21 protein-coding genes are annotated in these 17,330 nt (G+C 65.4%); 14 read left to right on the top strand and 7 right to left on the bottom strand.

Going from position 1 to position 17,330, the window contains the following annotated elements:
- Positions 1 to 88: 88 nt before the first annotated feature.
- Both A5745_RS06660 and A5745_RS06655 read right to left on the bottom strand, forming a co-directional pair.
- Entirely contained in the window at positions 89 to 1,474 is a 1,386-nt protein-coding gene (locus A5745_RS06660) for an HNH endonuclease signature motif containing protein (protein ID WP_076115534.1), read from the bottom strand.
- Between the two features lie 110 nt (positions 1,475 to 1,584).
- A complete protein-coding gene (locus tag A5745_RS06655; RefSeq protein WP_076115533.1) occupies positions 1,585 to 2,325 on the bottom strand; it encodes a glucose 1-dehydrogenase in 741 nt (246 codons plus the stop codon).
- A gap of 58 nt (positions 2,326 to 2,383) precedes the next feature.
- Between A5745_RS06655 and A5745_RS06650 the strand changes: the two genes are divergently transcribed.
- Entirely contained in the window at positions 2,384 to 2,845 is a 462-nt protein-coding gene (locus A5745_RS06650; protein WP_076115532.1) for a hypothetical protein, read from the top strand.
- 113 nt (positions 2,846 to 2,958) lie between these two features.
- Complete coding sequence (locus A5745_RS06645; protein WP_076057976.1) at positions 2,959 to 4,089, top strand: nitronate monooxygenase; 1,131 nt, start codon at positions 2,959 to 2,961, stop codon at positions 4,087 to 4,089.
- Between the two features lie 19 nt (positions 4,090 to 4,108).
- On the opposite strand, the gene A5745_RS06640 is transcribed toward A5745_RS06645, so the two are convergent.
- The 4 genes from A5745_RS06640 to A5745_RS06625 form a co-directional block, all read right to left on the bottom strand.
- A complete protein-coding gene (locus A5745_RS06640) occupies positions 4,109 to 4,336 on the bottom strand; it encodes a hypothetical protein (RefSeq protein ID WP_076057977.1) in 228 nt (75 codons plus the stop codon).
- Between the two features lie 70 nt (positions 4,337 to 4,406).
- The gene (locus tag A5745_RS06635) at positions 4,407 to 4,694 is read right to left on the bottom strand and encodes a hypothetical protein (RefSeq protein WP_076115531.1); all 288 of its coding nucleotides are present in this window, start codon (positions 4,692 to 4,694) and stop codon (positions 4,407 to 4,409) included.
- A gap of 11 nt (positions 4,695 to 4,705) precedes the next feature.
- Positions 4,706 to 5,104 carry a hypothetical protein gene (locus A5745_RS06630; protein WP_076057979.1) on the bottom strand — a complete coding sequence of 133 codons (399 nt, stop codon included), beginning with the start codon at positions 5,102 to 5,104 and terminating at the stop codon, positions 4,706 to 4,708.
- An 88-nt stretch (positions 5,105 to 5,192) separates the two neighbouring features.
- On the bottom strand, positions 5,193 to 5,792 hold the full coding sequence (locus A5745_RS06625) for a dihydrofolate reductase family protein (protein ID WP_076115530.1): 600 nt from the start codon (positions 5,790 to 5,792) through the stop codon (positions 5,193 to 5,195).
- A gap of 188 nt (positions 5,793 to 5,980) precedes the next feature.
- On the opposite strand from A5745_RS06625, the gene A5745_RS06620 reads away from it, so the two are divergent.
- Genes A5745_RS06620 through A5745_RS06610 form a run of 3 tightly spaced genes read left to right on the top strand, consistent with a single transcriptional unit; the run spans position 5,981 to position 8,868 of the window.
- On the top strand, positions 5,981 to 7,243 hold the full coding sequence (locus A5745_RS06620; RefSeq protein WP_076115529.1) for a cytochrome P450: 1,263 nt from the start codon (positions 5,981 to 5,983) through the stop codon (positions 7,241 to 7,243).
- A gap of 10 nt (positions 7,244 to 7,253) precedes the next feature.
- The gene (locus tag A5745_RS06615) at positions 7,254 to 8,267 is read left to right on the top strand and encodes an alcohol dehydrogenase (protein WP_076115528.1); all 1,014 of its coding nucleotides are present in this window, start codon (positions 7,254 to 7,256) and stop codon (positions 8,265 to 8,267) included.
- Between the two features lie 25 nt (positions 8,268 to 8,292).
- On the top strand, positions 8,293 to 8,868 hold the full coding sequence (locus A5745_RS06610; RefSeq protein WP_076057983.1) for a YceI family protein: 576 nt from the start codon (positions 8,293 to 8,295) through the stop codon (positions 8,866 to 8,868).
- Here the strand turns inward: A5745_RS06610 and A5745_RS06605 are convergent.
- A complete protein-coding gene (locus A5745_RS06605) occupies positions 8,865 to 9,989 on the bottom strand; it encodes a hypothetical protein (RefSeq protein WP_076057984.1) in 1,125 nt (374 codons plus the stop codon). The genes A5745_RS06610 and A5745_RS06605 overlap by 4 nt on opposite strands.
- 466 nt (positions 9,990 to 10,455) lie before the next feature.
- On the opposite strand from A5745_RS06605, the gene A5745_RS06600 reads away from it, so the two are divergent.
- The 9 genes from A5745_RS06600 (at position 10,456) to A5745_RS06560 (ending at position 17,328) form a co-directional block, all read left to right on the top strand.
- On the top strand, positions 10,456 to 11,445 hold the full coding sequence (locus A5745_RS06600) for an esterase family protein (RefSeq protein WP_076115527.1): 990 nt from the start codon (positions 10,456 to 10,458) through the stop codon (positions 11,443 to 11,445).
- A 38-nt stretch (positions 11,446 to 11,483) separates the two neighbouring features.
- The gene (locus A5745_RS06595; protein ID WP_083662759.1) at positions 11,484 to 12,053 is read left to right on the top strand and encodes a chorismate mutase; all 570 of its coding nucleotides are present in this window, start codon (positions 11,484 to 11,486) and stop codon (positions 12,051 to 12,053) included.
- Between the two features lie 130 nt (positions 12,054 to 12,183).
- Positions 12,184 to 12,597 carry a resuscitation-promoting factor RpfC gene (gene rpfC / locus A5745_RS06590; RefSeq protein WP_076057987.1) on the top strand — a complete coding sequence of 138 codons (414 nt, stop codon included), beginning with the start codon at positions 12,184 to 12,186 and terminating at the stop codon, positions 12,595 to 12,597.
- A gap of 39 nt (positions 12,598 to 12,636) precedes the next feature.
- Positions 12,637 to 13,110 carry an SRPBCC family protein gene (locus tag A5745_RS06585; RefSeq protein ID WP_175611372.1) on the top strand — a complete coding sequence of 158 codons (474 nt, stop codon included), beginning with the start codon at positions 12,637 to 12,639 and terminating at the stop codon, positions 13,108 to 13,110.
- A gap of 11 nt (positions 13,111 to 13,121) precedes the next feature.
- Complete coding sequence (locus tag A5745_RS06580) at positions 13,122 to 13,979, top strand: SDR family oxidoreductase (protein WP_076115524.1); 858 nt, start codon at positions 13,122 to 13,124, stop codon at positions 13,977 to 13,979.
- Between the two features lie 4 nt (positions 13,980 to 13,983).
- Positions 13,984 to 14,397 (top strand): lipoprotein LpqH, encoded by a 414-nt coding sequence (locus A5745_RS06575; RefSeq protein ID WP_076115523.1) that lies wholly within the window; start codon positions 13,984 to 13,986, stop codon positions 14,395 to 14,397.
- A 4-nt stretch (positions 14,398 to 14,401) separates the two neighbouring features.
- On the top strand, positions 14,402 to 15,724 hold the full coding sequence (locus A5745_RS06570) for a cytochrome P450 (protein WP_076115522.1): 1,323 nt from the start codon (positions 14,402 to 14,404) through the stop codon (positions 15,722 to 15,724).
- Positions 15,725 to 16,386: 662 nt separating this feature from the next.
- A complete protein-coding gene (locus A5745_RS06565; protein ID WP_076057992.1) occupies positions 16,387 to 16,827 on the top strand; it encodes a nuclear transport factor 2 family protein in 441 nt (146 codons plus the stop codon).
- 201 nt (positions 16,828 to 17,028) lie between these two features.
- Positions 17,029 to 17,328 carry a DUF732 domain-containing protein gene (locus tag A5745_RS06560; protein ID WP_254848504.1) on the top strand — a complete coding sequence of 100 codons (300 nt, stop codon included), beginning with the start codon at positions 17,029 to 17,031 and terminating at the stop codon, positions 17,326 to 17,328.
- The last annotated feature ends 2 nt before the right edge of the window (positions 17,329 to 17,330 follow it).

The following is a 17,330-nucleotide window of genomic DNA, read 5'->3' as shown; positions in this document are numbered from 1 at the left end:
CGGCGGTCGTGACATAACGCTACAGGAATTACGCTACGAGGAGTTTCGTAATTGGCAGCACTACGCTACCCGTTGCCGACGGAGCGGATCAAGGGTCGTCGTCTTCCTCGCAGGCTTCCTCGTAGGCTTCCTCGCACACCGCCTCCTCGGGGTGATGGAAGGTGTTGGTGCGCGGTTGGCCACGGTCGAGGTGCGGCGGTGGAATCCAGTCGGTGTCGCCGTTGGCGCGTTTTCGGGTCGTCCAGCCGCCGGGTCGCAATAGTCGATGGTGGGGGCCACAGACAAACGTGAGGTTGTCCATGTCCGTCGCCTGGCACGCGGCGTACTCGTCAACGTGGTGGACTTCGCAGAGATAGCCGGGTACATCGCAGCCGGGTGCCGAACACCCACGGTCCTTGGCGTAGAGCACTATTCGCTGTCCCGGCGAGGCAAGCCGCTTCGTGTGATACAACGCCAGAGCTTGGCCCTTGTCGAAGATGGCCAGGTAGTGGTGCGCGTGGCGGGCCAGGCGGATCACGTCGTTCATCGGTAGCAGGGCGCCTCCCCCGGTGACCGCCCTGCCAGTACCCGCTTCGAGTTCCTTGAGCGTCGTGGTCACGATGATGGTCGCCGGTAATCCATTGTGCTGCCCCAGTTTCCCGCTTGCGAGCACAGCGCGTAACGCGGCCTGCAATCCGTCGTGGTTGCGTTGGCCAGCCGAACGGGCGTCACGCTGGACTGCCTCCTCGTCCGGCACGCCATCGACTACCGGGATGGCGTCCGCGGGATTGCACATTCCCGGTGCCGCCAGTTTTGCCAGCACTGCCTCGACGGTGGCACGCACTTCCGGCGTTAGCCAGCCGCTGAGCCGCGACATCCCGTCGATGTCCTGCTTGCCCAGGATCAGCCCACGGCGGCGGGCGCGGTCAATATCGGTGAAATTCCCGTCCGGGTTGAGGCAGTAGGCGAGCCGATCCGCCAGCTTGCGCAGTTGCTCGGGGCGAAACCGGATGGCGTGCTGCGCGAGATGTTGCTCGGCTCGTTCTTGGGTCTGTACATCCACCCAATGCGGCAACTGATTGAAGAAGTCGCGAATCGCCGCAACGTGGGCAGTCCCAATAGCGCCGTCGCGCTGGGCCGCGGCCGTCGCGGTCAGCCGCGGCTCCAGCGATTCACCGGTCAACGCGCGGCGCGGCCCCAAGTCGGAGGCGTCGGCTATCCGCCGGTTCGCATCGCTGCGCGTGATGTGCAGCCGGTCGGCGAGTGCATGGGGCAGCTTGCCGCCCAGCTCTTCAGGCGTCGCCTGCCCGGCGAGCTGATTGATCAATTGGTGGCCCGGCGCCCGGAGCCGCCGCGCCTCATGCTCGAGTTGGTCGAGCAATGCCAGCCGCTCGGGCGTGGTCAGCGCGTCGTAAGAGTGCTCGAGGATCCGCGACACCGCGGCGCGCAGCCCGACATAGTCGGCTTCGATCTCCGCACGATCACTCGAAAGCATGTTCGGATACTACGACGGGCCACCGACAAGAATCTTCACCGAGAAACCAACCTCGAAACCACTGAAACGCAAGTGGCGCAAGTGGTTTCGCCGATGGGTTGAAAGGACCGCTACTCGGCCTTGTGTGAAACGTCGGCGATCAAGCCGCCGTCCATGACGAACTCGGCCGCGGTCGCATACGACGATTCGTCGCTGGCGAGGAAGAGCACGAACATCGACACCTCCTGCGCCTCCCCGGGCCGTCCCAAAGGAATGTTGAGCAGATCCTGCGGAAGCTTGGCGGTCATCGGGGTGCGGATGAAACCGGGGTGAATGGAGTTGACGCGGATGTGGTGCGGCGCCAATTCCAATGCGGCGGACTTGGTTAGGCCGCGGACCGCCCACTTGGAGGTCACGTAGCCGTGCACCCACGCCGCGCCGCGCAGGCCCTCGATGGACGAGACGTTGATGATCGAGCCCCCGCCGGCCGCGGTCATCGGATCGATCACCGCTTGGATGCCCAACAGCGTTCCGGTGACGTTGACGTCGAGGATCTGCTGCCATTTGGTCAGGTCGAAGGTCTTGAGCGGGCCGTAGTTCATGATTCCGGCGTTGTTGACCAAGACATTGAGCTTGCCGAACTCCGCCACCGCCGCGGCCGCGGCCGCCTGCCACTGCTCGGGATCCGTCACATCGAGATGGACGTAGCGCGCCGCGGCGCCGAGCTCGTCGGCCAGCGCCTTGCCCTCGTCGTCGAGGATGTCGCCGATCACCACCTTGGCGCCCTCGGCCACGAGCAGCCGGGCGTGCGAGGCGCCCATCCCCCTCGCCGCGCCGCTGATCAGTGCAACCTTGTCATCCACTCGTCCCATGACGGGTCAGGCTAACAATTGAGGCGGAGCGCCTGGGCGAAGCGGAGGTGGATGACCGGTGGCCCCATTACTTGTGGCGTGCGGCGGGTTCCTTTTCGCCGTCTTATGGATGGATCTGATTTTCGATGCCCAGGTTCTCCGGCACCGCGGCGGTGACGAACTGCCCGAGGCGGTGCTCGCGTCCGTCGCCGCGTATTACCACCGGGCGACGACCACGTCGCGACCGATGAACCGGCTGATCGCCCTTGTGATGCTTATCCTGTTGGGCGCGTTGGGGTTTCAGGCCACGCGTGGGCACGACCCCGCCTGGCTGCTGGTGACGTCGGCGTTGCTCGCGGGCATCCCGATCATGCTGGCACTGACCCAGACCGTTCCCGACGCCGTTCGGCTCGGGCGCCGCACCGACAGCCCGCCCGAGCAGACCCGCCTGGCGCGCTCCATCTGCCGCGATCATCTGGTCTGCGTCTGCTGCATCCTCGGGTTCCTGATCTTGTGGGTGGCCCACTCCGTGGTGCTCTGACATCGGCGACGCGTCGTAGTTCCGGGACGCTGGTGAGGGGCGGCTGGCCTCGTCAAGGGGGTGCGTACTAAACTAGAACACGTTTCAATTCGGCGAGCGTCCCAGGAGTTGGTATGCACACCCCTATCTGCGATGAACTCGGTATCGAGTTCCCGATCTTCGCCTTCACCCACTGCCGCGATGTCGTGGTGGCTGTCAGCAAGGCCGGGGGGTTCGGCGTGCTCGGCGCCGTGGGCTTCACGCCCGAGCAGCTCGAGATCGAGCTGAACTGGATCGACGAGAACATCGGCGACCACCCCTACGGTGTCGACATCGTGATCCCGAATAAGTACGAGGGCATGGACTCGCATCTGTCCGCCGAGGAGCTGGCCGACACCCTGCGCAAGATGGTGCCCCAGGAGCACCTCGACTTCGCCAAGAAGATCCTTGCCGATCACGGCGTGCCCGTGGAGAACGCCGACGAGGACACCCTGCAGTTGCTGGGCTGGACCGAGGCGACGGCCACCCCACAGGTCGAATTGGCGCTGAAGCACCCCAAAGTCAAGATGATCGCCAACGCGCTCGGCACCCCGCCGGCCGACATGATCAAGCACATCCACGACGCCGGACTCAAGGTCGCCGCGCTGTGCGGTTCACCGTCGCAGGCGCGCAAGCACGCCGACGCGGGCGTCGACATCATCATCGCGCAGGGCGGCGAGGCCGGCGGTCACTGCGGCGAGGTGGGCTCAATTGTGTTGTGGCCGCAGGTCATCAAGGAGGTCGCCCCGGTGCCGGTGCTGGCGGCGGGCGGCATCGGCAGCGGCCAGCAGATCGCGGCGGCACTGGCGCTGGGCGCCCAGGGCGCGTGGACCGGATCGCAATGGCTGATGGTGGAGGAAGCCTCGAACACCCCGGTCCAGCAGGCGGCATACGCCAAGGCCAGCAGCCGGGACACCGTCCGCAGCCGTTCGTTCACCGGTAAGCCCGCCCGGATGCTGCGCAACGACTGGACCGAGGCATGGGAGCAGGCCGACAACCCGAAGCCGCTGGGAATGCCGTTGCAGTACATGGTTTCCGGCATGGCGGTGCGGGCCACGAACAAGTACCCGAACGAGACCGTCGACGTCGCGTTCAACCCCGTCGGCCAGGTCGTCGGTCAGTTCAGCAAGGTGGAAAAGACCTCGACGGTCATCGAACGCTGGGTGCAGGAGTACCTGGAGGCGACGAACAGGCTGGACGAGCTCAACGAGGCCGCAACCGTCTAGCGGCCACCGTCTGAGGCGGCTACTCGTCGTCGACGTCGACCGCATCCTTACCGGTGAACACTTCCTTCGCCCGGTCCACCGCGTGCGTGGCGATGTCGATCGAATTGTGAACGATGCCGCTGGCACCCCCGGCGATGTCGCCGCGGAGGATGTCACTGGCGTGTTCGACGATGTCCGAAGTCTTTTCGACGGCATTGGTCGCGATGTCCCTGGCGGCGTCGACCACGTCTTTGGCGTTGATGGCCATCGGAGTCTCCCTTGGTTGCAGGACTTGGTTGCAGGATGCGTTGCAGAACCTTGGTAAGGACTCTAGACGCTCAGTAGTTGACCAGGCTGCGCCAGTAGTCTTCCGGAATCTCGGCGCCGGACCGCAATATTCGCGCCAGGCCGATGGCCATCGCCACGCCGAGCAGCCCCAGCCATAGCCCTGCGACGCCGATGATCCCCCACAGCACGGCGGTGACCGCGGGCCACGGCGACAGCACGGCGAGCAGTGGGGCGAAGAAGAAGCCGGTCCCGATGTACCACGCCGAGCCGGTGCGATCGGATGCCAGGACAAAGCGCAGCCACCGCGGGATCGGGGCGGCCGGCCGGACGTTATTCATCGATCGACCCGCTACGAAGAGGGCGGGAAGAATCCTGCCCCGGTGAACCATCCCTCTTGCCAGCCCTGATCTCCCAGGCACAGCATCGGAAGCCCGCGATCCGACTGCGCCGCCGCTTGCGGGCCCGGGCACTTCGCGCCGGCCTGCTGCACCCCATACAGGGGGTAGGAGATGACCCAGTAGCCGGTGGTGGCCGCGGGGAACTGGTTCGGGGGCGGGAAATGACACGCCTCGGCCTGGCCGCTTGGTCCTCGGCCGAAGATGAAGCGCTCGTAGTTATCGCAGGGCGCGCCCAGCGAAGCCTGATAGTTCATGTTCGGCACGTCGCCGTCGTAACCGGCGGCCGCGGACGGCGCCATGCCGATCGTGATGCCCGCTATCGAAGCGGCGCTTAGCAGTGCCCGAATCATGTTCCACCCCACTTGTCGCCGGTGACCTGCACCAAAGCATATCCATTGAGCCGCGGGCCACAAGGTCGTATTGCTTCCGGGCGGGGCCCTACTCCGAATGGTTGGCCGGGTGGTAGGTGCAGATGAGAACGCCGGTGCCGGTCGTGGTGACGGAAATCAGCTCGAGCGCGCGGGCCCGGCCGTCGCTGGGAAACACCCGCTTGCCCCCACCGAGCAGGATCGGCTCGACCATCAGGCGGTACTCATCGACCAGGTCCTGCTCGATCAGCTGCGCGGCCAACGACGCGCTGCCCATCACCTGCACTGCGGCACCGCGCTGCGCTCGCAGCTGGCGAATGGCACCGACCGCGTCGTCGGCAGGCAACAGGTGCGAGTTGGGCCAGGTGAGGTCGTCCGGTGTGAGCGTGCGGGACGCCACGTATTTGGGAATCTCGTTCATTCGGTCGGCGAACGGATCACCCGCGCGGTCCGGCCAGGCCGCAGCCATGGTCTGCCAGGTGCGCCGGCCGAACAGCAGGGCCTCCGTGGCGGCCATACTCTCGGTGACGGCCGGGCCCATCGTGGCGGGGTCGAAGTAGGGCATCGACCAGCCGCCGTGCGCAAATCCACCCTCGGTGTCTTCGCCTTGCCCGCCCGGTGCTTGGACGACGCCGTCGAGGCTCATGAAGTCGCTCAGCACGATGCGCATCGGTCACGCCCTTTCGTTTGCTCGGTGCTGTTGGTCGGTGCTCACTGGTGCAGACCGCCGGCGTCAGGAAAATTCATCGCCGCTGAACATGTTGCAGTTCGCGAGTGTCGAAATTGCTTCGGTGCTTCCCAACCGGGGTGTTGCAATGGTTTATTGGCACTAGAACACGTCGTATCGAGGAGTGGTTCATGCCGACCCCCAATCTGCCTGCCGGCTTCGATTTCACCGACCCGGACATCTACGCCGAGCGGCTGCCCGTGGAGGAGCTGGCCGAGATGCGCCGAGTCGCACCGATCTGGTGGAACGAGCAACCCCGTGGCGCGGGCGGGTTCGACGACGGCGGCTTCTGGGTGGTGACCAAGCACAAGGACGTCAAGGAGATCTCGCTGCGCAGCGATATCTTCTCCAGCCTGCAGAAGACGGCCCTGCCCCGCTACAAGGACGGCACGGTCGGCGAACAGGTGGAACGCGGGAAGTTCGTGCTGTTGAACATGGATGCACCGCAACACACTCGGCTGCGCAAGATCATCTCGCGCGCCTTCACTCCCCGGGCGGTCGAGCGGCTGCGCGAAGACCTCGCCGAGCGCGCCCGGCGCATCGTCGCGACCGCGGCGGCCGAAGGATCCGGTGACTTCGTCGAGCAAGTGTCGTGTGAGCTGCCGTTGCAGGCCATCGCCGGCCTGATGGGTGTGCCGCAGGAGGACCGCAAGAAACTTTTCCACTGGTCCAACGAGATGGTCGGCGACCAAGACCCCGAGTTCGCCAACAACGACGCCATCACCGCCTCCGTCGAACTCATCATGTACGGCATGCAGATGGCCGCCGACAGGGCGAAGAACCCCGGCGATGACCTCGTCACCAAGCTGATCGAGGCGGACATCGACGGGCACAAGCTGTCCGACGACGAGTTCGGCTTCTTCGTCATTCTGCTGGCAGTCGCCGGAAACGAGACGACCCGCAACTCCATCACCCAGGGCATGATGGCCTTCACCGATTTCCCCGATCAGTGGGAACTGTTCAAGAAGGAGCGTCCCGCCACCGCGGCAGACGAGATCGTCCGGTGGGCCACGCCGGTCACGTCGTTCCAGCGGACCGCGCTGGAGGACTACGAACTGTCCGGCGTGCAGATCAAAAAGGGCCAGCGGGTCGTGATGTTCTACCGCTCCGCCAATTTCGACGAGGACGTGTTCGACGACCCGTACACCTTCAACATCCTTCGCGACCCCAACCCGCACGTGGGATTCGGCGGCACGGGTGCGCACTACTGCATCGGCGCCAACCTGGCGCGCATGACGATCGACCTAATTTTCAACGCGATCGCCGACGGGATACCCAATCTGGAATCGATCGGCAAACCCGAGCGGCTGCGCTCGGGCTGGCTCAACGGGATCAAGCATTGGCAGGTGGATTACCACACCAACGGCACGGCGAAATCCCCTGTCGCGCACTAGCATCAATCGCATGCCTACGCATCGAGCCGTTCACGTAAAGTCCGCGGGAGCACCGTTAGAACTGGTCGATGTCGAAACCAAGCCGCCGGGCCCCGACGAGGTTCGGCTGACGGTTACCGCGTGTGGGATCTGCGGCACCGACGCGCACTTTGTCGCGGGCGGCTTTCCGGGCATGTCGTGGCCGCTGACGCCCGGGCATGAAATCGCCGGCAAAATCGCCGAAATCGGCTATGGCGTGCAGGATTTCGCAATCGGCGATCGCGTCGGGGTGGGATGGTTCGGCGGATGCTGCTACCGCTGCGATCAATGCCGCAAAGGCCGGTTCATTCACTGCGAGAACGGCAAGGTGCCGAGTTGGCAATATCCCGGCGGCTACGCGGAGTCCGTGACCGTGCCGGTCAGCGCGTTGGCCCGAATACCGGCAGAGCTCTCCGACGCCGAGGCCGCCCCTTTGGGTTGTGCCGGAGTGACCACCTACAACGCCCTACGTCACACCAAGGCGCTGCCCGGCGATCGGGTCGCGATACTCGGGGTCGGCGGCCTGGGCCACCTCGGGGTGCAGTTCGCCCGGGCAATGGGATTCGAGACCATCGCGATCAACCGAGGCACCGGCAAAGCCGATGATGCCCGCAAGCTGGGCGCCCATCACTACATCGACTCCACGGCCAGTGACCCCGCCGAGGCGCTGAAGGCCTTGGGCGGCGCGACGGTCGTGCTGGCCACCGCGGGCAACTCGAAGGCCATGGCGGCCACGGTCGGCGGCATACTGCCCCAAGGGGAACTGGTCACCATCGGCGTCACGCCCGAACCGCTGCCCATCAGTCCCGTGCAGCTGATAACGCCGGGCGTCAGCATTGTTGGCCATCCCTCCGGGACGGCCAAGGATGTCGAGGACACGATGCATTTCGCGGTCTTGTCCGGGGTGCGGGCGTGGATCGAGGAGTTACCGCTGTCGCAAGCCGCGGAGGGCTATGCGGCGCTGGAAGGCGGCCGGGCGCACTACCGCACCGTTTTGACAATGTGAACAATGGCGCGGATAGGGTCGGTCCGTGACCGACCGGTGGGCCCTGGACGCATCCGACGGGGAGCTGTTACTTCGTACCGGCGTCAAGGGCAGAGCCGCGCGGATGGGTCATCGGCTCACTATCGCGATGACGCGGTGGCACGCGACGGTGAGCTGGGCCGGTGCCGAGCCCGTCGCCGTCCAGCTCGCGGTCGAGACGGATTCGTTCGAGGTGCTGCGCGGCGAGGGCGGCGTCAAAGGTCTGTCCGGTGCCGAGAAGGCGTTGGTCCGGTCCAACGCGTTGAAGTCGTTGGACGCCGGGCGATTTCCGGAGATCCGATTCGCCGCCGATGCCGCTGCCAATATCGAGGCCATCGTCAAGACCGGCGACGGGTACCGTCTCACCGGCGAGCTGCACATCAATGGAAAGTCGCGAGAGCACGTAATCGACTTGCGCACGGAGGATCTCGGTGATTCGTGGCGAATGTCCGCCGAATCCAAGGTTCGCCAAACCGATTACGGAGTCAAGCCCTATTCGTTGCTGATGGGCTCGGTGCAGGTTGCCGACGACGTGACGGTGTCCTTCGCCGCGGTGCACCCGAAGGGCAAGCGCTTGGATTAAGGCTGGGTCGGCGCGTGCGGACCGGAATCGCCGGTGCCGCCGGGGATGTGCTCGAGCATCCTGGTCAAATACGGCTGTCCATTCGATTCGGGCTGTGGCTCCCCCGGTACGCCTTGCTGTTCGTCCGGCGCGCCCGGCTCCGCAACCGGCTCACCGGCCGGTGCCTTGGAATGAGGGGCAGCCTGCTCGGTTTCGCGGGGCGGTGCGACCGCGGGAGCGACGGCCTCGGCGACTTGCGGCGTGGGTGGGTGCACCGAGTGCTTCGGCCCCGCGGGCTGGGCGCCCGGCGCCAGCTGAATGCCCAGAGCGAGGGAGACCGACGCGACGAAGGTAACCGTGCCGGCGGCCAACGCGGTCATGGCCCCGGCGTAGGACAGCTGCCGACTCCGCTCGGGCGCGGCGGCGGCGGGTTCACTGATGTGCGCGACCAGTTGCTCATCGGTGAAGTCGGTGCTGGACGCCGCGGCGAGAGCCGCTCCCCGCGCCACCGTCACTTGCGCCATGGTTTGCGCGAAAACCGGTACCGGCAAGGCGTTTTCGAGTTGCCATGAGAGCCCGTCGATATCAGTGTCCGCGCCGACGACAACGACTCCGCCCGGACGCCACCCGTTGCGTTCGAACATTCCGCCCAGCCACTGGGTAAGTCCGTCGAAGCCGCCGCGGACATGCTTGACGACTGTTTGGGTCTGGTCGTCATGGGTGTCGACCATGACGACCGTCGCCCACTCATGTTCGAGGATGCAGACCGCGGTCTGGTCGTGACCGATAACGGGCGCGATGGCGCGCGCCAGGGTCTCGACGGCATCAAGCAATCGAACCGGCACCACGTTGTGGAAACCAGCGTCGGTCAGCGCTTCCAACAGCAGGGCGGCCTGCGCGGACGCTTGGTCGTTCCAGGTGACTCCGATGACACGGAGGTGGCGGTCGCCCGCGGCCGCGAGCGCGTTCACCCGCAATACCTCGTCCGCCACCTGCTCCGCGGTGCTTACGGCGCGCACACCGCGTCCCGCTTGCAGCGCCAATTCCCGATGGTCCGCGATGGTGCCGTCTGCGCCATGCCCCTCAGCGAGGACCCACCCTACGGTGGTCGGCGTCAGTGACAGCCCTAGTACCGCGTCCAAATTTGCACCTCGATCGTTCCCGGGCCTCCAACGCCCTCGACCAAACCACCGCGCGCACCAGGAAGTCCGCTGGTGCGGTGATTCGTGAGAGCCGGAACGGACCAGGAGGGGTTGGTCTCCATCGGCTTGCTCCGACAGAGCCTACGCGGTCGGTTCAGGTTCGGCCGCGCCAGTGTGGCATCCCGGACAAACTCGCAGATTGAGCCAGCGTGTCGACTCGCCGCGACAGAAATCGCGGCGAGGGGCGGCATCCGGTTCACTTTTGATTAGACAGCCTTTATGTATTACGCGCTGCCTGGCACTGCTGGCGGTCAGCGAGGTCGAAGGCCCACGGAGCAGCGGTACTTGATTGACAGGGGCTAACCGATATCAAAGCGAGATTACTTCGCGTCCTAATCGACATTTGACCTATTCACACGGTAAATTCTGCGAGGGCACCCGACTACCACACGACTAAGGGGCAGGTATGACAGACGTGAGCGAAAAGATTCGGGCCTGGAGACGGCGGCTATTGGTCGGTGCAGCAGCAGCCGTCACCCTGCCGGGCCTGATCAGTTTTGCCGGGGGGACGGCGACCGCGAGCGCGTTCTCGCGCCCGGGCCTGCCGGTCGAGTACCTGCAAGTTCCGTCCGGGGCGATGGGCCGCGACATCAAGGTCCAATTCCAGAGCGGCGGAAGCGGCTCGCCGGCGGTGTACCTGCTCGACGGCCTGCGCGCTCAGGACGACTACAACGGCTGGGACATCAACACGCCCGCGTTCGAGTGGTACTACAAGTCCGGCCTATCCATCGTCATGCCGGTCGGTGGGCAGTCCAGCTTCTACACCGACTGGTACCGCCCGGCGTGCGGAAAGGCCGGCTGCTCGACCTACAAGTGGGAGACGTTCCTGACCAGCGAGCTGCCGGGGTATCTGTCGTCGCAGAAGGGCGTCAAGCCGAACGGCAGCGCTGCGGTGGGTATCTCGATGGCCGGTGCGTCCGCGATGAACCTGGCGAATTACCACCCGGGCCAATTCGTCTACGCCGGCTCGCTGTCCGGCTACCTCAGCCCGTCCACCGGGCAGGGCTGGATCGGTTTGGCGATGGGCGACGCCGGCGGCTACAAGAAGGAAGACATGTGGGGGCCGGACAACGACCCGGCGTGGCAACGGAACGACCCCTTGGTCAACGTCAACCTGCTCGTCGAACACAACACCCGGCTCTGGGTGTACTGCGGTAACGGAACTCCGAACGAGCTGGGCGGTGCCAACTTGCCGGCGACGTTCCTGGAGAGCAACTTCATGATCGGCGTCAACAAGAAGTTCCAGGACGCCTACAACGCCGCGGGTGGCCACAACGCCGTGTTCAACTTCCCCGCCTACGGAACCCACAGCTGGGAGTACTGGGGAGCGCAGCTCAACGCGATGAAGGGTGACCTGCAGAGCAGCTTGGGCGCGACCCCTGGCGGCGGCGGATAACCCGTCGGAGTCCGAACATCGCTACTGCGCTTGACGCCATCGTCAGGCGCAGTAGCGCGTTAAGGGTCGTTCTGATCGCGGCGCCGGCGGTCCTGGTCGCGACGCTGGCGCCGCAGGCGCGCGGTGACAGCGCACTGACCGAGTTGGTCGACGCGGCGGCGCAGCGCTTGCAGCTCGCCGAGCCGGTGGCCGCCGTCAAGTGGCGAACGCACGGCGCCATCGAGGACCCGGGCCGCGCGGAACAAGAACTCGCCAAGCTGGGCGCCGAGGCCACCGCCCGGCACGTCGACCCGGACTATGTCACCCAGGTCTTCCGCGACCAGATCCACGCGACCGAGGCAATCGAATACAGCCGGTTCGCGGGATGGAAGCTCGACCCGTCCAACCTGCCGGCCGCTGCGCCCGACCTGCCCGCGTTGCGGGGCGCGATCGACGCCCTCAACCAGACAATGCTGACCCAGATCGCGGCCAACTGGGGCCTGCTGCATTCGCCGGCGTGCGGCCCGCAACTCGACACCGCCACCAGCGGCGTCATCTCGGCGCGCCAGCTCGACGGCGTCGACCGGCAAGCGCTCTCGTTGGCGACGAGCTCGTATTGCCAGGGCTGATTTAGTCATTTCTTACGAATCTCTAAAGCAGCCTTTTGGCTGGTGAGAACCGATTTCGGCTGATAGACGGCCTATCTCGGCCAATTTTCGAATTGGTAACGCTTCGGACACAGCTGCCGAATTGTTTGACATGAGTAAACTCTGCAAGCCTCTCGTCAAGTCCCTGATGGCCGGCGGGTTCGTTGCAGCGTCGCTGACTACTTCCACCGTCGAGGCCAACGCCACCCCCGTCACCCCCAACTGGGATGCGGTGGCGCAGTGCGAATCCGGCGGGAACTGGCAGGCCAACACCGGCAACGGCGAATACGGTGGGCTGCAGTTCAAACCAGCCACCTGGACCAGATACGGCGGCGTCGGTAACCCGGCGGCCGCATCCAGGGAAGAACAAATCGCGGTGGCCAACCGTGTCTTTGCCGACCAGGGCGTCGAGGCATGGCCGAAGTGCGGCGCCGCGTCGGGCCTTCCGATCGGGCTGTATTCGCACCCTGCACAGGGCATCAAACAAATCATCAACGGGATCATTCAGGCGAGCATCCCGCACTGATGGTCGATGACTGCCCATGGTCTATGACCGCGCACAAAGCTGTGTTTGGATCAGGCCATGGAAGGTTCGGCGACAGTACATATGGCGGCGCCCGCGGACAAGATCTGGGAACTGATCGCGGATGTCCGCAACACCGGGCGGTTCTCTCCGGAAGTCATTGAGGCAGAGTGGCTCGGCGATGCCGCCGGCCCGACGCTGGGCGCCAAATTCCGCGGCCACGTCCGGCGCAACGAGATAGGCCCGGTGTACTGGACGACGTGCAAGGTGACCGCGTGCGAACCCGGACGTGAGTTCGGCTTCGCGGTCATGCTCGGCGACCGCCCGGTCAACAATTGGCACTACCGATTGGCGCCTTCCGGCGGTGGCACGGACGTCACCGAATCGTTTCGCCTCAACCCGGCGCCATGGCTCGGTGTGTATTGGTTGCTGGGCGGCTTTCTGCGCAAGCGCCGCAACATCCGCGACATGACCAAAACGCTGAACCGCATCAAAGATGTGGTCGAGGCGGGCTAGAGGCGGACTGGGTGAAATCGATCTTTATCACCGGCGCGGGCAGCGGCATGGGCCGCGAGGGCGCAAAGCTCTTCCACGCCAACGGATGGCGAGTGGCCGCGGTGGACCGCAACGGCGACGGCCTGGCGGCCCTGAGCCGGGAACTGGACGCCGAGCGGCTGTGGACCCGGGTCGTCGACGTGACGGACAAGGCCGCGCTCGACGGCGCGCTGGCCGACTTCTGCGCGGGCAATACCGGCGGCGGACTCGACATGATGTGGAACAACGCCGGCATCGGTGAATCCGGCTGGTTCGAGGACGTGCCGTATGACGCCGCCATGCGCGTGGTGGAGGTCAACTACAAAGCGGTGCTGACCGGGGCCTACGGCGCACTGCCCTACCTCAAGCGGGCTCCGGGCAGCCTGATGTTCACGACGTCGTCGTCGGCGGGCACCTACGGGATGCCGCGCATCGCGGTCTATTCGTCGACCAAGCACGCGGTCAAGGGCCTGACCGAGGCGCTCAGCGTCGAGTGGCAGCGACACGGGGTGCGCGTCGCGGACGTCCTTCCCGGTCTGATCGACACCGCGATCCTGACCACGACGACCAACCACTCCGACGACGGCGGGTCGACGATGTCAGGCGAGGAACTCCGCGCCACCTCGCCAAAGAAGGGCTTGTTCCGGCTGATGCCGGCGACCAGCGTCGCCGACGCCGCGTGGCAGGCTTACCACCACCCGAGGCGCCTGCATTGGTACGTACCCAAGGGCATTCGCTTGATCGACCTGTTCAAGGGCCTGAGCCCGGAGCTCGTGCGAGGCCGCATCGTCAAATCTCTACCCGCGCTGATGCCGAAAACCCCAGGGAAAAAGACCCCAGTGAAGGAGTGAATCCGTGCGGAAACGGGTGATCGCGATCGGTTTGGCCCTTGTCGCCGGCGTCGCCGGGTGCTCGCAGGCCCAGACGACGCCACTGCGGGCCGCCCGCCTGACCATCGACGGGACCACGCACAGCGCCCGACCTCCCGCGTGCAGTCAACTGCAGTCGTACCGGACCATCGAGATCCCCGACCGCGACGGCCACGTGGAAGCGGTAGTACTGCTCAGCGGGTATCGCGTCATTCCCCAGTGGGTGAAAATCCGCAATATCGACGGGTTCACCGGCAGCTTCTGGCAAGGCGGCGTCGGAAGCGCGCACGTCGAACTCACCGACAGGGCGTACACCATCTCCGGCAGCGCCTACGGGATCAACAGCCGCAATCCCAACAAGGTAGTCACAACGGACTTCAAGATCAGCGCCGAGTGCTGAAGCCATGAAGCAGAGATTGCACTGGCTTGCGATGCACGGGTTGATCAGGGGTCTCGCGGCGATCGGGGCCCGACGAGGAGATTTGCAGGGCAGGCTGATCGTCGATCCTAAGGTGGCGGCCGACCCGGTGTCGTTCTACGACGAAGTGCGCGCGCAGGGCCCGCTGGTGAAGTGCCGGGCGAGCCTCATCACTGCCGACCATGCGATCGCCCATGAATTGCTGCGATCCGACGACTTCCGGGTGCTGATATTCGGATCGAATCTGCCGGCGCCGATGCGATGGCTGGAGCGGCACGCTCGCGACGACCTGCTGCATCCGTTGCGTGCGCCGTCGTTGCTGGCCGTCGAACCGCCGGACCACACGCGCTACCGCAAGACGGTGTCGGCCGTGTTCACCCCGCGGGCAGTCACCGCGTTGCGGGATCGGGTCGAGCAGACCGCCGCCGATCTCCTGGATGAGCTGGCCGAAGAGCCCGGTGTCGTAGACATTGTTGGACGGTATTGCTCGCGGCTTCCGGTCGCGATCATCAGCGACATCTTGGGCGTACCCGAGCAGGACCGGGGGCGCATCCTGGAATTCGGTGAGTTGGCCGCACCGAGTCTTGACATCGCATTGCCGTGGCGCCAGTACCGGACCGTGCAGCAGGGAATCGCCGGATTCAACGCCTGGCTCGCGGAGCATCTGCGGCAATTGCGGCGTACCCCGGGCGACAATTTGATGAGCCAGTTGATCCAAACAGCCGAAAGCGGCTCTGCCGAAACATATCTGGATGAGACGGAGCTTCAGGCGATCGCCGGGCTGGTGCTGGCCGCAGGGTTCGAAACCACGGTGAACCTGTTGGGCAACGGGATTCGGATGTTGCTGGACGCGCCCGAGCACCTCGACACGCTGCGGCAGCGCCCGGAGTTGTGGCCCAACGCCGTTGAAGAGATCCTGCGGCTGGAATCACCGGTGCAGCTCACCGCGCGAGTGGCCCGCAACGACGTCGAGGTGGCGGGCCAGCGGGTCGAGCGTGGGAAGTTGACGGTGGTCTACCTCGCCGCGGCCAACCGGGACCCGTCGGTATTCCCCGACCCGCATCGCTTCGACATCGAACGGCCCAATGCCGGAAAACATCTCGCGTTCTCCGGGGGCCGGCACTTCTGCCTGGGCGCCGCCCTTGCCCGCGCCGAGGGTGAGGTCGGTCTGCGAACGTTCTTCGACCGCTTCCCCGGCGTGCGGGCGGCGGGCGCCGGAAGCAGGCGCGACACGCGCGTGCTGCGGGGGTGGTCGACGCTGCCGGTGATCCTGGGCCCAGCGCGGTCGATGGCGCGGGTCGACACCTAGGGCCTCCGGCTAGTGTGCCCATCAGCTCTAGGGGCCGGCATGCCGTCCGGGCCGTGCTGGCCCGGCGTGGCCTGTTCGCCGCCGTTTGGGCCACGATGGCCAAACAGCTGCGACCGCGAAAATCGCACCCCAAATGAACTCCCACTTCGGGAAGCGCGGCGCGAACGCCCAGCCACTAAGCACACGCACATCCAGCGATGAACCCGCCGGCAGACCCTCGACGTCTCCCCAAATTCGGCCTGTGTGTGTCCTGCCGTCCAGGGTCCATGTGCCATGACAGGTGTCCTCTGAGCCACGGCCGCAGCTGACGATCGTCGCTTTGGTCGGCGTGCCGAAGTTGTGCGCGTACACCTGGTAAGCACCGAAGCCGAAGAACATCACCGAAAGCACCGCACCCGCGAGGCTGGCGATCCGATAGGACCTAGTCAGCCGCCGTCCACGGGCATCGAGCAGCTGTGACGCGGCGATCGATTCCGGCGGCGCGGTCAGTCCCGCCGTCGCGTTAGCGGGGTGCTGTGCGACCGAAAACCGCCGACGAGGTCGGTGCGATCTCCTCGGCGAGGCAGCGCCGCAACGGCGTCACCCGCTGAGTATCCGCCGTAAAGCCGCGGTTGACATCCGCCCGGCGACCGGGTTTATTGGCCGCTATGACAGAGGCTTCTATGATCGCGGTCGAGGACGTCGTCAGCGGGCTGTGGCAGGCGCTTTCGCGGCGCGATTGGGACGCGGTGAAGACGTTCCTGGCAGACGACTGCCTGTACGCCGACATGCCGGTCCCCGCGTTGTCGGCGCGGGGTCCCGACAACATCGTGAAACGGCTGAAAATGGGGCTCGAGCCGCTTGCGGGCTACGAGAACCATGACGGGCTGCTGGTATCCAACGGCCCCGATGCCATCTACGAGCATTCGGAGACTTGGACTTTCGCGACGGGCGAGCGCGGCGTGTTGAGGTTCGTCACGGTCCACAAAGTCATCGACGGGAAAATCACTGTCTGGAAAGACTATTGGGACATGAACAGCCTCGTCAGCTTCGCGCCGCCCAACCACTTCGAGGGTCTTGCCGGGGACACCAGCTGGGTGTTCGACGCGACCGGCCTCGTCTGAGCGGTTACCGGTTGGTGGATAGCGCGTGAACTCTGTCGATTGAGGGTGTGGCCGCGGCGATAGGGGCTATTAGTCGTCCGTGAGTCGTTAAAGGGGATAGCGGCTTTCAAAGAGGTTGGGCCGCGGCCACTGCCAGCGAATGCTGCCAGCGCTGCCTGCGGCGACAATGGGGGAAATCCATATATGGCTATTCGCTTGATCGTGGCTGTCGTGGTAGCGGTGCTGGGCCCGTTCGCGGCGGTACCGACCGCTCACGCCGATACCAACGACGACAAATTTCTCAAAGCGCTCAAGTCCGAGGGCATCACCGATCACGTATCGGCCAATCACGCGATCGAGGCCGGTCACATGGTTTGTCAGAAACTCGACCAGGGCATGACGCCCAACCAGGTGGCGGCCGACGTGCTGAACAGCAGCAGCATGCCCGCCTATCATTCCGGCTACTTCGTCGGGGTGAGCATCAAGGAATATTGCCCGCAGTACACCCCGAAGGGCAGCTAAAG

Origin of the sequence: Mycobacterium sp. IS-2888 (genome assembly GCF_001954215.1) — a bacterium.
GTDB lineage: Bacteria > Actinomycetota > Actinomycetes > Mycobacteriales > Mycobacteriaceae > Mycobacterium.
This window is presented reverse-complemented; position numbering and strand designations above follow the sequence as displayed.